Genomic DNA, 13393 nt, shown 5'->3' on the forward strand with positions numbered 1-13393 from the left:
AGCATGAACCAACCCTTAGCATACGTACATCCGGGAGCGAAAATTGCAAAGAATGTTGTAATTGAACCTTTTGCGACTATACATAATAACGTGGTGATTGGAGAAGGTACCTGGATTGGTTCCAATGTAAGTATTATGGAAGGCGCCAGGATCGGGAAGAATTGCAGTATTTTTCCAGGTGCAGTAATTTCTGCGGTGCCGCAGGATAAAAAATTCAACGATGAGGATACCCTTACCGTGATTGGAGATAACACTACCATTAGAGAGTGTGTTACTATTAACAGAGGGACCACAGATCGTATGAAAACCGTTATTGGTAACAATTGCTGGATCATGGCCTACTGCCATATCGCTCACGATTGTATCGTAGGGGATAACTGCATATTTTCAAATAATAGTACACTTGCAGGACATATTAACGTTGGCGAATATGTTATTTTAGCCGGAATGGCTGCAATTCAGCAGTTCTGCAGCATTGGTAAGCATGCTTTTGTAACCGGAGGATCTTTGGTAAGAAAGGATGTCCCTCCATTTGTAAAAGCTGGACGGGAACCTTTAAGTTATGTTGGGATCAACTCTATTGGTCTAAGACGTAGAGGTTTTACTACTGAAAAGATTCGCGAGATCCAGGATATTTATAGAATACTGTACCAGAAAAATTATAATAACTCTCAGGCCGTCGCTATTATTGAAGCAGAAATGCAGGCAACGGCAGAAAGAGACGAAATATTAGAATTCATTAAAAACTCACAAAGAGGTATCATGAAAGGATACTTCAGCTCAAATTAAAATATTAAAATGGCTACAACCAGCGATATTAGAAACGGACTTTGTATTAGATATAACCATGATATTTATAAGATCACGGAATTTTTGCATGTTAAACCAGGAAAAGGTCCGGCCTTCGTAAGAACAAAGCTAAAAAGCGTTACTACAGGAAAAGTTCTTGAAAATACATTTTCCGCAGGGCATAAAATTGAAGATATCAGAGTTGAAACTCATAAGTTTCAATTCCTTTATGAAGATGGTGAATTCTGGCATTTCATGAACGTTGAAGACTATACTCAGATACGACTTACAGAAAATGCTCTTGATATGCCTAAACTTCTGAAGGAAGGTGAAGTGGTAACTATTCTTATCAATACAGAAGATAACATGCCTCTTTCAGTAGAGATGCCTGCAAGTGTTGTTCTTGAGGTTACGCATACAGAGCCTGGCGTTAAAGGAAATACCGCGACAAACGCGACGAAACCTGCGACAGTAGAAACTGGTTTTGAAGTAAATGTTCCTTTATTTATTAACGAAGGAGACAAGATTAAGATCGAGACAGAAAAGGGAACTTACAAGGAAAGAATCAAGGAATAATTTATTTTTAATGAAATTCCCTCGTAAACATTCTCTTATAGAAATAGCAGAACTAATAGATTGTAACTTTATTGGTGATCCCGAATTTCCGGTATTGGGGATGAATGAGATCCATGTAGTTACTCCTGGTGATATTGTATTTGTAGATCACCCCAAATATTATGATAAGGCCTTAGAATCTGCGGCTACTATAGTTTTAATAAATAAAGAAGTAGATTGCCCGGAGGGTAAAGCTCTGCTCGTTTCTGATGATCCTTTCAGGGATTTCAATAAACTTACGAAGCATTTTAAGCCATTTCAGGGAGCAGATAAAGCTATTCCAGATTCAGTTGAAATTGGAGAGGGAACCTTTTTACAGCCCAACGTAGTTCTTGGTAATAATGTGAAAATTGGCCGGAATTGTTTGATTCATGCTAATGTAAATATTGGCGATAATTGTATTATTGGCGATAATGTCATCATCCATGCAGGAACAGTTCTTGGAGGTGATGCGTTTTACTATAAGAAACGTGCCGATGATTTCGATAAACTGCTTTCTGGCGGAAGGGTCGTTGTGAAAGACAATGTAGAGATTGGGTCTAATTGTTCGATAGATAGGGGAGTTACAGGTGATACCATTATTGGTGAAGGTTCAAAACTCGATAATCTTATACAGATTGGTCACGATACGGTAATAGGGAAACAATGCCTTATTGCTTCTCAAGTTGGAATTGCCGGATGCGTAGTCGTTGAAGATGACGTTACCATTTGGGGCCAGGTTGGTATAAGAAGTGATGTGACTATAGCGACCGGTACTGTGCTTATGGCGCAATGCGGTGTTTCAAAAGATACCACACCCAATACAACATATTGGGGCACGCCTTTTGGAGAGGTACGTACAAAATTGAAAGAATACGCGGCGATCAAGAAATTGCCGGAGATTGTAAAAAACTTAAAATAAGTATACTATGGGTTTAAGAACAAAAGAAATTGTAAAGAACTTCTACGAATCCAATTTCTATAAGAACGAAGATGTGCTAAAAAGTTATCTGCATCCAGATGTAGAACTTTCCTGGTATGGTACAACTGGCGTTAAAAAGTTGAACCTGGAAGGAATTGCTCAAATTAGTAAGCAATTAGCAGAATCTTATGAATCTCTAAGAGCAGAAGTAGAGAAGGTAGTGGCCAAAAGCGGTAACGCTGCTATCCACTTCACTTACCACGTAAGAACCATCGAAAACCCTGAGGAGGAGATGCCTTTAGCTCATTTTATCGCTATTTGGGAAATGAAAGATGGTAAGCTTTTCAAGGGAGTACAGATAAGTCAGCTTGGGGAAGAGATCGAAGAGAATCCCTGGAATTAAATAAAATTCAATTTTAAGTATACGGCCTCTGATTATTTTTCAGAGGCTTTTTCATTCAATTTTACTTCTACGTTTGTAGAATTAAATAATTTATTCTACATTTGTAGAGTAATTAGAAATTTATGGAACTTTCAAATTCAGAAGAACAATTAATGCAGATCCTTTGGAAAAAGGAGAGAGCTTTTATGAAAGATCTCGTAGAGGCTTATCCAGAACCCAAACCGGCATTAACTACTGTCGCAACTTTGTTGAAACGTATGCAGGACAAGAACTTTGTAGGCTATACTCAACAGGGGAGGTCTAGAGAATATTTTCCGAAAGTTAGAAAGAAGGATTACTTCTCTAAACAAATGAGTGGAATGATTAAGAATTTTTTTAATGATTCGGCTTCTCAGTTCGCTTCCTTTTTCACCAGTGAGACAGATCTGTCTGAAAAGGAACTAAGGGAGATCCGTAAGTTAATAGACGAAAGAATAAAAAATAAATAAGATGTTGATCTATTTGCTCAAATCGGGATTATGCTTGCTGATATTATTCAGCTTCTATAAGCTTTTTCTGGAAAACGAGAATTTTCATAAGATCAAACGATTCTATTTATTGCTGGCACTGTTAATTTCATTCGTTTTACCTCTAATCACCTTCACCTATGAAGTTGAAGTACCCTTAACTCCTTCCGCCGAAGGTTTTCAAACATTAGAAATCAGTCCTCAGGAACCGGAAACCACATTGATCAACTGGCAATTTGTTTTATATGTTGTAATGGGGATTTACCTGGCCGGTTTTATATTCTTTAGCATTCGATTTTTTAGAAATTTGCGATCTCTTTTAAAGGAAGCGAGCAGTAATGAACGTCTTACAGAGTTTAATTATATCTATATCTTACTCGGGAAGAAACTGGATCCACATTCATTTTTCAATTATATATTCCTGAATAAAACCGAATTTATAAACGATAAAATTTCTAAAGCGGTTATTGAGCATGAAAAAGCTCATGTAGATCAAAAACATTCGCTAGACCTTGTTTTAATTGAAGTTCTTCAGATCATCTTCTGGTTTAATCCATTGTTCTACTGGATAAAAAGATCCATAAAACTGAATCATGAATTTCTTGCAGACAGGGAGGTTCTTTCAAAAGATTTTAATGCTTTGGAGTATTCCAATATTCTATTTAATTACAGTTCGGGCTATCATCACAATTCATTATCAAGCCCTATAAATCATTCATTAATCAAAAAACGAATTATTATGATCACCAAAGATTTTTCTATCAAAAAGCTTCTAACCAGAGCTGGACTTTTTTTACCTGTACTAGGTTGCTGTATTTTCTTTTTCAATAATGAAATAGTAGCGAAAACAGTATATACTACTAATAACCCTGAGATTACCGAATTACCATTTGCGCAGGAAAAAAATCCTGTTGAAGACATTGATAAACTTGTTTTACAGCAACCAGATCTTAAGATCAGAATTGAAGGCGAGAAGGTATGGGTGAATGGAAAGAGCGTAAAACCAGAAAGTTTTGCTGCGGAAATCGACGCTTTAACATCCAAACTTAAAGAGGAAGAGCTAGAAGACATTAGTATTCATATGAAGACCAAAAATGTCAATGATGGTTTTATGGAAAATCTGAATAAAGAATTTGCAAAGACCAGGCTGGCTAAGATTACCGGCAGAAGTATTTTGCCTCCACCGCCTCCTTTACCTCCATCTCCCGAGGCAGTTCGAGAAATTCCTTCTCCGCCACCACCTCCTGCACCGCCTCATCCAAAACATGAACAGATTATTGAGGAAGGGCCTGATTCTTCGGAGAGAATGGAAATGCGTCATAGGGAACATTCAGCAAGAATAGAAGCTGAAAGGGCAAGATTGGAAAGAGAAAAAGAAATTCTTCGTTCTGAAAAGATCAGGATCAGGGAAATGGAAAGGAAATTACAGGAGGACCAAAGGCTTTCTGAGGCTGAAAAAGAACGATTATTACGTGACCAGGCCAGGGAAATAGAGCGCATGGAGAAAATTGGATTAAGAATGGAGAAAAGACAGATAGAGCTTGAAAAGAGGCAGGAAGAGATGGAGCGAAGACAGAAGGAAGCTCAAAAAAGACAACAGAAAACGTCTTCAGAATCATCTCCTGCGGTAAAAGGAAACTCTCAGGTTCTTAGTGAAAATGTAAAAAATGAGCATGGCCTGGTTGTTAAGACCGTTGTAAGTAAAGAGAATTCAATCGAGAAGTATTCAAGGGACGCTGTTTATTATTTAAATGATGAACAAATAAGTTATCAGAAGGCTATGAAAATTATAAAAGAAGGCAGCGCTAAACAGGTTGACATAAGGAAAATTTCTGAAAATATCGATGCGGTCAAAATTTATATATAACCAGAATTAAAGAAAGTTTGAGAGCCGGGAATTCCCGGCTTCTTTTTTTAAAGTATCAGAAATGTTGATATTTAAAGGATTTCGAAGAGGGTTAAAGCTTTAATAAACTTGTAAAAAGCTTTTAACTTTTATATTTAAAAACATACTTTTGTAATCCAAAATTCAAAAGACACTTATGAGCGTTTTAGTAAATAAAAATTCTAAAGTAATCGTGCAGGGGTTTACTGGAAGTGAAGGAACTTTCCATGCCGAGCAGATGATAGAATATGGTACGAATGTAGTTGGTGGTGTAACTCCGGGTAAAGGAGGACAGAAACACCTTAACAAACCGGTTTTTAACACTGTATCTGATGCAGTTGAGCAAACCGGAGCAGATGTATCGATCATTTTTGTACCGCCGGCATTTGCTGCTGACGCGATTATGGAAGCTGCTGATGCAGGTATTAAGGTTATAATCACAATTACTGAAGGTATACCAGTTTCTGATATGGTTAAGGCTTCAGATTATATTAAAGATCGCGACTGTAGATTGATAGGTCCTAACTGTCCTGGTGTTATTACTCCTGGTGAAGCGAAAGTTGGTATTATGCCAGGTTTTGTATTCAAAAAAGGAAAAGTAGGTATCGTTTCTAAGTCTGGTACTCTTACTTACGAAGCAGCAGATCAGGTTGTAAAACAGGGTCTTGGAATTACTACTGCTATTGGTATTGGTGGAGATCCAATTATTGGAACTACTACTAAAGAGGCTGTTGAATTATTGATGAATGATGATGAGACCGAATGTATCGTAATGATCGGAGAGATCGGTGGTCAGCTAGAGGCAGATGCAGCTCAATGGGTAAAGGAAAATGGTAACAGAAAGCCAGTTGTTGGATTTATCGCTGGTGAAACTGCTCCTGCAGGACGTACCATGGGACACGCTGGTGCAATCGTAGGTGGAAGTGAAGATACCGCTCAGGCTAAGAAAAAGATTCTTAGAGATAACGGAATTCACGTTGTGGATTCTCCTGCGGAAATAGGAATGAAAGTAGCTGAAGTTCTTAAATCTTAAGAATTTTTCAGATCAAATTATATAATCCCTCTTTTACCTGGTAAGAGAGGGATTTTTTTTGCAGTTATTTAATCGTGAAGGCCTTTTTCACGCAGGAAACCCAGTAATTCTTCCGGGTAGTCGGTTTGGATCATATCTACTTTTTTGATGTAAATAAGTTTTTCAAAGCCGTTATCGCCTGCTTTCTCCATTTTATCGTATTTCCGAAGAGCATTTACCCATATATCAAGTTCCTTTTTTTCTAATTGGTGTATTCTGTAATTGGAGTAAGGCCTGTGATAAACTTGGATGATATCCAAGAATTCATGGTCTATGATTTTATTGATTTTTAACCAGCTGAAAGCTACCGGCATAATTCTTATCTCGGGATTTAATTTGTAAAGCTCAGGAATAAGGTCCAGGTCATTTAAAGTAACGATAACCCATTTTTCCATTTCGTATTTGGCAATAAGATCATAAGCTCTTTTGAGGGCTTTCAGGTCGTCCAGTTTATAATCCAGATTTAGAATAATCCTGTTTTTTGCCACTTGAAGAGCCTGTTCCAAGCTGGGAATGGTATATTCCGTAGTTTCATCCCCAAATAATAATGGGTAATTTTTGAGCTCCTCATTATCCAGGTCAGCAATCTTTATATTGTTATTGGTGGTCCTTTGTAAACTAGCATCATGCATAAGCACAGGAACCTTGTCTTTAGTTTCCCTGATATCGATTTCTACGATATCTATACCTTTTCTTATACATTCTTCTATGGCAGGAATGGAGTTTTCTGGATATAGGGAATGAATGCCACGGTGAGCGGCTACTAGGATCTTATCTGTAGGATTATATAGATTTGCTCTTTTGGGATAGTCCAGTTCTCCAGATCCCGATACTGTAAAAAGCATAAGCATCAGGGAAAAACTTAGCGGTATGAGACTGCTTTTGAACATCCTGTGTAAGTATTGGAAACTTCATTAAGAATAAATGTAACTAACTAAAAATAAGAATTTTATAAACTATTTACTAATTGAAATAGTGATTAACAATAATAAAGAGGGAAATTGTTAATCGTCTGGTATTGGATATTTCAATTATCCTTTTTCAGTTTTCGAATGAAAGGCACAAACAGGGTTCAGATTAATCTTCAAATGAAAAACTATTCAATCCAAAATAGCTTTTGTTATATTTGGACAGAGAATTAACCAAGATCATTTAATATGAAATTATTAGAAGGAAAAAATGCTATAATTACAGGCGGTAGCCGTGGAATAGGAAAGGGGATCGCTCAGGTATTTGCTCAACATGGAGCTAATGTCGCTTTCACTTATAATTCATCATCTCAATCTGCTGAAGAGCTTGCGAAAGAACTGGAGGCTCATGGCGTAAAAGCTAAGGCATATCAGTCTAATGCTGCAAGTTTCAAGGAATCTCAGGAATTGGTAGACAATGTGGTTGAAGATTTTGGTTCTATAGATATCGTGGTTAATAATGCCGGTATCACCAAGGATAATCTGCTTATGAGAATGAGTGAAGAGGATTTCGATAAGGTGATCGAAGTTAACCTAAAGTCTATCTTCAATATGACCAAAGCTGTTCAACGTACCATGTTGAAGCAACGTAGCGGAAGTATTATCAATATGAGTTCTGTAGTTGGAGTTACCGGAAATGCCGGTCAGGCTAACTATGCGGCTTCAAAGGCAGGAATTATCGGTTTTTCTAAATCTATGGCCCAGGAATTAGGTTCACGTAATATTCGTACCAATGTAATTGCTCCTGGTTTTATTGAAACTGAAATGACCGAAAAGCTTGATGAAAAAACTGTTCAGGGCTGGAGAGATGCCATTCCTTTGAAGAGAGGTGGAAAACCTGAGGATATTGCCAATGCCTGTGTTTATCTTGGTAGCGATCTTAGTTCTTATGTTACCGGGCAGGTGATACACGTAGACGGAGGTATGCATACCTAAATCCCGTCTTTTTGGTTAGAATGTGAAATATTGCATTTAATTGTTAACTTCACGATTCTAACTATTTTCAATGGATACAAGTACGATCTTATATATAACCCTGGCACTCTTTGCAGCGCTGGGGTTTTCTTTTTTTCAGTACTTATACAAAAAGCCTCATAGAAGCAGGAAAGATTATATCTTCTTTTCCTTGAGAGCGCTTGCGGTTTTCCTGGTGCTTTTAATATTGATCAATCCTAAGATCACATCGGTAGATTACGAAATAGATAAGACTGAATTGATCCTGCTCACAGATAATTCCCAATCTATTTCCTATCTGAATGAAAGAGACAGGATCCGCGATATTTCTGAATCCATAGCAGCCAACGATAGGATCAATAGTAACTTTGAAGTGAACCGACTTTATTTCGGGGATCGGGTGGCCTTAAATGATTCATTGAACTTTTCAGCAGCCCAAACAGATATATATGCTGCTTTGACTGAAACCGAAGATACTTTTTCAAACAGGAATTCTGTGGTTATTCTATTGTCTGATGGAAATCAGAGCCTGGGCAGGGATTTCAGATATTATAAAAAGGGGACGGGAACTGATATTTTCCCGGTAATAATTGGAGATACCACAAGATATAAGGACCTAAGTATTGAAAGGATCAATGTTAACAGGTATGCTTTTCTAAATAACCGGTTTCCAGTGGAGGTCTTTCTTAATTATTCCGGAAGCGAAGAAATTGAAGCAAATTTTAATATCAGGTCTGGTGAAACAGTGGTTTATAAGCAAAGCCTGAAGTTTTCGAAGGATTCACAATCGGCCGTGGTAAGAACTGAGCTACCTGTAAATTCCCTGGGCATTAAAACTTATACTGTCGAGATTGAAAAACTTTCAGCTGAAAAGAATGTCGTGAACAATGAACAGAAATTTGCCATTGAGGTAATCGATGAGCGTACCTCTGTTCTTATATTAAGTGACATTTCCCACCCAGACCTGGGAGCCTTACAGAAAGCAATAGCGAGCAATCAGCAGCGATCTGTTGATATTAAGTATTTATCAGATAAAAATTTTAAATTATCAGATTATCAACTGGTTATATTATATCAGGTAAACAGGAAATTTAATAATGAAATCGCTGAAATCCTGGAAAAGGATTTAAATTATTTAATGATCACAGGCTCTAAAACCGACTGGAATTACCTAAATGCGTTAGACCTTGGATATAGTAAAAATGCGACTTCTCAGCCTCAGGAAATTTTCCCGGTCTATAATCCTGTTTTTAGTTCATTCCAATTTGAGGATATTGGTTTCAACGACTTCCCTCCACTGGTTGATAAGTTTGGGCAGCTGCAGATAGATGAGAATAGATTTAATATCATGTTATTTCAGGAGTTGCAGGGGGTGGAAACCGGAGAGCCTTTAATGGGAGTTACCCAGGATATGCCGAAATCGGGTTTTGTGTTTGGGGAGAACATCTGGCGCTGGCGTGCTAAATCATTTCTTGATAACAGGTCTTTTGAAGAATTCGATAATTTTATTGGGAAGCTGGTTCAAAATTTGGCTTCCAAAAGATCCAGACAGCGATTAACAATAGATGCAGACAATTTCTATTATGCCAACCAGAACGTGATCATTTCTGCACAATATTTTGATGAAAATTACCAGTTCGATTCTGGAGCTAATTTAAAGGTGACGATCAGTAATAAGGAAACTGAAGAGGATTTCACTTCAGACCTGGTGCTTAAGAATAACTTTTATCAGTTTGACGGTGGAGATCTTGAACCAGGAGAATACAACTACGATATCAACGTAAAAGGTAAAAGCATTGCCAGGTCTGGTACTTTCGGGGTGATCGAATACAATAGCGAGCAGCAGTTCGTTTCCTCTAATCTTTCTGGAATGCAGTCTTTTGCAAATAATAATTCGGCTACACTTTATCATCCAGACATGGTCGAAGATCTCGTAAATACTTTACTTACTGATGATAAGTACAAACCCGTTCAGAAAAGCCGACAAAAAACCGTACCTTTGATAGACTGGTACTACCTACTGTTTATTTTGATTCTTGTTCTTGCCGCTGAATGGTTTTACCGAAAATATTTAGGACTAATTTAATTTCAATTTTTATTTATGGAAAGATTACCCAAGATTGGCATACCATTATTCATTGGTATCGTCATTTTAATAATTTTTATTGCAAAAAGTACAGTTACTATCGATTCTGGTGAGGCTGGAGTTCTATACCGAACCTTTGGTGGAGGTGTAGTTACAGATAAGCCGCCATTATCTGAAGGATTTCATTTTGTAGCTCCCTGGAACAAAGTATTCGTTTATGAGGTTCGTCAACAGTCTCTGGATGAAGAAATGACTGTTCTTTCCTCAAATGGATTAGAAATATCTTTAGATGCTTCAGTTTGGTTTCAACCAGAATATGAAGTTTTAGGAAAACTACATCAGGAGAAAGGAGAGGCTTATATTCAGCGTCTGCTTCAGCCGGCAATTCGTTCAGCAACGAGAGCGGTAGTAGGTCGTTATAATCCGGAGCAGCTTTACGCAAGTAAAAGAGAAGCGATTCAAAAGGAGATCTTTGACGAGACAAACCTTTTACTGGAAGAACAATACGTTCAGGTGAATGAAGTTTTGGTTAGAGATGTCTCTTTGCCTTCTACTATTAAAGAGGCGATCGAAAGAAAACTTAGACAGGAGCAGGAATCCCTGGAATACGAATTTAGATTAACTAAGGCCGAACAGGAAGCTGAACGTCAGCGTATCGATGCTGAAGGTAAGGCAACTGCCAACCGTATTCTTAGTGAGTCTTTGACCGATAAAGTATTAAAAGAAAAAGGAATCCAGGCGACCGTAGAACTGGCTAAATCACCAAACGCAAAAGTGGTCGTTATTGGTTCTGGAGATGAAGGAATGCCGATAATTTTAGGTAACAACTAATAAACAAATCTTAAAAATTAATTTTCAGGTTTTATTTCTGATTATTTTATTTAGATTTGAACTCACAATGAGAAACTATACAGTACATCACCATCATTTTTCTTTCCACGCTCAGGCGAGGTGAATATGATATGTTGTAACTTTAACTAAAATATCATAACCCGTTTGAGCAATCAAGCGGGTTTTTTTATTTCTAATACTACCAAACAAAATCATGAGTAAAGAAAAGTTAAGAATAGCAGTTCAGAAATCGGGTCGATTATTCGAAGACTCCATAGGAATCTTAAAAGATGCCGGGATATCTATAGATAACGGAAAGGAACAGCTTAAAGCATCTTCAAGGAATTTCCCATTAGAAGTAATGTATCTTAGGAATGGGGACATCCCGCAATATCTTAGAGATGGAGTGGTAGATGTAGCTATCATTGGCGAAAATGTTCTAATCGAAAAAGGTCAGGATATAATTCGCGGAGAAAAGCTTGGTTTTTCAAAATGTCGCGTTTCCCTGGCCGTACCAAAATCTTTCAATTACAATAGCATTAAGGATCTGGACGGTCTAAAGATTGCGACGTCATATCCCAATACGGTAAATGAGTTTTTAAAAGAGAAAGGAATTTCTGCCGATCTGCATATTATTAATGGATCTGTAGAGATTGCTCCAAATATTGGTCTTGCCGATGCTATTTGCGATATAGTTTCCAGCGGAAGCACATTATTTAAGAATGGCCTGAAAGAAGTAGAAGTTATGCTGAAGAGTGAAGCAGTATTAGCTATTTCACCTGAAATTTCTGAAGAAAGAAAGAAGATCCTGGAGAAGCTGCAATTCAGAATGAAGTCTGTATTGAATGCAAGGACTTCTAAATACATTCTTATGAACGTTCCTAATGAGAAGCTGGAGGATGTAATAAAATTATTACCGGGAATGAGAAGCCCTACGGTTTTACCTTTAGCGGAAGAAGGCTGGAGTTCTGTACACACCGTGATCAATGAAGAGCGTTTCTGGGAAGTTCTGGATGAACTTAGAAATTTTGGAGCTGAAGGAATCCTGGTAGCGCCAATTGAAAAAATGGTAATTTAATAACTGCTGAATAATAAGATTATGAATAAGATATTAAATCCGTCAAAAGCAGACTGGCCTGAGATCCTTAAAAGACCTACTCAAACGGTTGCCGATATTGAGCAAACGGTGAATCAGATCTTTGATGAGATTAGGGTTAAAGGAAATGCTGCAGTGGCTAAATACACCGAGCTCTTCGATGGTATTAAATTAGAAGATCTGAAGGTTTCAGAGGCCGAGGTTCAAAATGCTGATAAGGAAATTTCAGAAGAATTAAAGTCGGCTATAAAATTGGCGAAATCCAATATTGAAAAATTCCATGCTGCTCAAAAGACAGAAAAGATCAGTGTTGAAACTACCAACGGAGTTAAATGCTGGCAGGAAAAGAAAGCGATCCAGAAGGTTGGGCTTTATATTCCCGGTGGAACCGCTCCTTTGTTCTCTTCGATATTAATGCTGGCTATTCCGGCAAGACTTGCTGGCTGTGAAGAGATCGTTTTATGCACACCGCCAGATAAGAACGGAAATGTGAATCCGGCAATTCTTTATGCCGCTGAACTTTGTGGGGTAACTCAGATATTCAAAATAGGAGGTATACAGGCCATTGGCGCGATGACTTTTGGAACTGAGGATGTTCCGCAGGTATATAAGATATTTGGTCCTGGAAATCAATTTGTGACCGTGGCCAAGCAGCTAGCTACAAAATACCAGGTAGCCATAGACATGCCGGCAGGACCTTCAGAATTACTGGTGTTTGCAGATGACTCGGCAAACGCGGCTTATGTTGCTTCAGATCTTTTAAGTCAGGCAGAACATGGTATAGATAGCCAGGTGATCATGGTTTCAACTTCAGAAAAGCTCATCAATGCAGTTTCAGATGAGATCGAAGCTCAGGTACAGGAACTGCCAAGAAAAGCGATAGCTGATAAAGCTATAGAGAATTCAAGATTGATCCTGGTTAGCTCAAAAGAAGAAGCTTTGGAACTTATCAATGAATATGGCCCTGAGCATTTTATAATCTGTTCTGAAAATGAGGATTATTTTGTGCAGGGAATTGTGAATGCCGGTTCTGTTTTTATAGGAAATTATACACCTGAAAGTGCCGGTGATTATGCTTCCGGAACAAATCACACCTTACCCACGAATGGTTACGCCAAGCAATATAGCGGTGTAAATCTAGATAGCTTTATGAAGACCATTACTTTTCAGAAGATCACCGAAGAGGGCATTAAAGAAATTGGACCATCCATAGAATTACTTGCCGAAGCTGAAGGTTTACAGGCTCATAAGAATGCAGTAAGTCTAAGATTAAAAGACCTTAAATAA

13 protein-coding genes are annotated in these 13393 nt (G+C 37.8%); 12 read left to right on the top strand and 1 reads right to left on the bottom strand.

Translation table 11 applies throughout. The features are described 5' to 3' along the window. The first annotated feature begins 3 nt into the window (after window positions 1-3). The 7 genes from lpxA to sucD all read left to right on the top strand — a co-directional run bounded on the left by lpxA (window position 4) and on the right by sucD (window position 6132). Window positions 4-789 (top strand): acyl-ACP--UDP-N-acetylglucosamine O-acyltransferase, encoded by a 786-nt coding sequence (lpxA, locus tag C8P64_RS07230; protein WP_108171413.1) that lies wholly within the window; start codon window positions 4-6, stop codon window positions 787-789. Window positions 790-798: 9 nt separating this feature from the next. Continuing rightward, window positions 799-1365 carry an elongation factor P gene (gene efp, locus C8P64_RS07235; protein ID WP_108171414.1) on the top strand — a complete coding sequence of 189 codons (567 nt, stop codon included), beginning with the start codon at window positions 799-801 and terminating at the stop codon, window positions 1363-1365. 10 nt (window positions 1366-1375) lie between these two features. Next, on the top strand, window positions 1376-2305 hold the full coding sequence (locus C8P64_RS07240) for a UDP-3-O-(3-hydroxymyristoyl)glucosamine N-acyltransferase (RefSeq protein ID WP_108171415.1): 930 nt from the start codon (window positions 1376-1378) through the stop codon (window positions 2303-2305). A gap of 7 nt (window positions 2306-2312) precedes the next feature. Continuing rightward, a complete protein-coding gene (locus C8P64_RS07245; RefSeq protein ID WP_108171416.1) occupies window positions 2313-2708 on the top strand; it encodes a nuclear transport factor 2 family protein in 396 nt (131 codons plus the stop codon). A 122-nt stretch (window positions 2709-2830) separates the two neighbouring features. Then, complete coding sequence (locus C8P64_RS07250; RefSeq protein ID WP_108171417.1) at window positions 2831-3196, top strand: BlaI/MecI/CopY family transcriptional regulator; 366 nt, start codon at window positions 2831-2833, stop codon at window positions 3194-3196. Window position 3197: 1 nt separating this feature from the next. After that, window positions 3198-5081: a M56 family metallopeptidase gene (locus C8P64_RS16655; RefSeq protein WP_108171418.1), complete on the top strand. Its 1884-nt coding sequence runs from the start codon at window positions 3198-3200 to the stop codon at window positions 5079-5081. Between the two features lie 175 nt (window positions 5082-5256). Continuing rightward, the gene (gene sucD / locus C8P64_RS07260) at window positions 5257-6132 is read left to right on the top strand and encodes a succinate--CoA ligase subunit alpha (RefSeq protein ID WP_108171419.1); all 876 of its coding nucleotides are present in this window, start codon (window positions 5257-5259) and stop codon (window positions 6130-6132) included. 68 nt (window positions 6133-6200) lie between these two features. On the opposite strand, the gene C8P64_RS07265 is transcribed toward sucD, so the two are convergent. Next, window positions 6201-7061 carry a glycerophosphodiester phosphodiesterase family protein gene (locus C8P64_RS07265; RefSeq protein WP_108171420.1) on the bottom strand — a complete coding sequence of 287 codons (861 nt, stop codon included), beginning with the start codon at window positions 7059-7061 and terminating at the stop codon, window positions 6201-6203. A 267-nt stretch (window positions 7062-7328) separates the two neighbouring features. Here C8P64_RS07265 and fabG point away from each other — a divergent pair, with 267 nt between their 5' ends. From fabG to hisD, 5 genes are all read left to right on the top strand, one after another. Beyond that, the gene (gene fabG / locus C8P64_RS07270; RefSeq protein ID WP_108171421.1) at window positions 7329-8075 is read left to right on the top strand and encodes a 3-oxoacyl-[acyl-carrier-protein] reductase; all 747 of its coding nucleotides are present in this window, start codon (window positions 7329-7331) and stop codon (window positions 8073-8075) included. 70 nt (window positions 8076-8145) lie between these two features. Then, on the top strand, window positions 8146-10179 hold the full coding sequence (locus C8P64_RS07275) for a hypothetical protein (RefSeq protein ID WP_108171422.1): 2034 nt from the start codon (window positions 8146-8148) through the stop codon (window positions 10177-10179). A 15-nt stretch (window positions 10180-10194) separates the two neighbouring features. Beyond that, window positions 10195-11010, top strand: a complete 816-nt coding sequence (locus C8P64_RS07280) for a prohibitin family protein (protein ID WP_108171423.1) — start codon at window positions 10195-10197, stop codon at window positions 11008-11010. Window positions 11011-11224: 214 nt separating this feature from the next. Next, window positions 11225-12088, top strand: a complete 864-nt coding sequence (gene hisG / locus C8P64_RS07285) for an ATP phosphoribosyltransferase (RefSeq protein ID WP_108171424.1) — start codon at window positions 11225-11227, stop codon at window positions 12086-12088. Between the two features lie 21 nt (window positions 12089-12109). Then, the gene (hisD, locus tag C8P64_RS07290) at window positions 12110-13393 is read left to right on the top strand and encodes a histidinol dehydrogenase (protein ID WP_108171425.1); all 1284 of its coding nucleotides are present in this window, start codon (window positions 12110-12112) and stop codon (window positions 13391-13393) included.

The sequence above is a fragment of the Christiangramia gaetbulicola genome (assembly GCF_003054225.1).
Taxonomy (GTDB): Bacteria; Bacteroidota; Bacteroidia; order Flavobacteriales; family Flavobacteriaceae; genus Christiangramia; species Christiangramia gaetbulicola.

Bases quoted from the DNA above. Each gene is read 5' to 3' on its own strand.
- lpxA (WP_108171413.1), top strand. From the start codon at position 4: ATGAACCAACCCTTAGCATACGTACATCCGGGAGCGAAAATTGCAAAG.
- efp (WP_108171414.1), top strand. From the start codon at position 799: ATGGCTACAACCAGCGATATTAGAAACGGACTTTGTATTAGATATAAC.
- C8P64_RS07240 (WP_108171415.1), top strand. From the start codon at position 1,376: ATGAAATTCCCTCGTAAACATTCTCTTATAGAAATAGCAGAACTAATA.
- C8P64_RS07245 (WP_108171416.1), top strand. From the start codon at position 2,313: ATGGGTTTAAGAACAAAAGAAATTGTAAAGAACTTCTACGAATCCAAT.
- C8P64_RS07250 (WP_108171417.1), top strand. From the start codon at position 2,831: ATGGAACTTTCAAATTCAGAAGAACAATTAATGCAGATCCTTTGGAAA.
- C8P64_RS16655 (WP_108171418.1), top strand. From the start codon at position 3,198: ATGTTGATCTATTTGCTCAAATCGGGATTATGCTTGCTGATATTATTC.
- sucD (WP_108171419.1), top strand. From the start codon at position 5,257: ATGAGCGTTTTAGTAAATAAAAATTCTAAAGTAATCGTGCAGGGGTTT.
- C8P64_RS07265 (WP_108171420.1), bottom strand. From the start codon at position 7,061: ATGTTCAAAAGCAGTCTCATACCGCTAAGTTTTTCCCTGATGCTTATG.
- fabG (WP_108171421.1), top strand. From the start codon at position 7,329: ATGAAATTATTAGAAGGAAAAAATGCTATAATTACAGGCGGTAGCCGT.
- C8P64_RS07275 (WP_108171422.1), top strand. From the start codon at position 8,146: ATGGATACAAGTACGATCTTATATATAACCCTGGCACTCTTTGCAGCG.
- C8P64_RS07280 (WP_108171423.1), top strand. From the start codon at position 10,195: ATGGAAAGATTACCCAAGATTGGCATACCATTATTCATTGGTATCGTC.
- hisG (WP_108171424.1), top strand. From the start codon at position 11,225: ATGAGTAAAGAAAAGTTAAGAATAGCAGTTCAGAAATCGGGTCGATTA.
- hisD (WP_108171425.1), top strand. From the start codon at position 12,110: ATGAATAAGATATTAAATCCGTCAAAAGCAGACTGGCCTGAGATCCTT.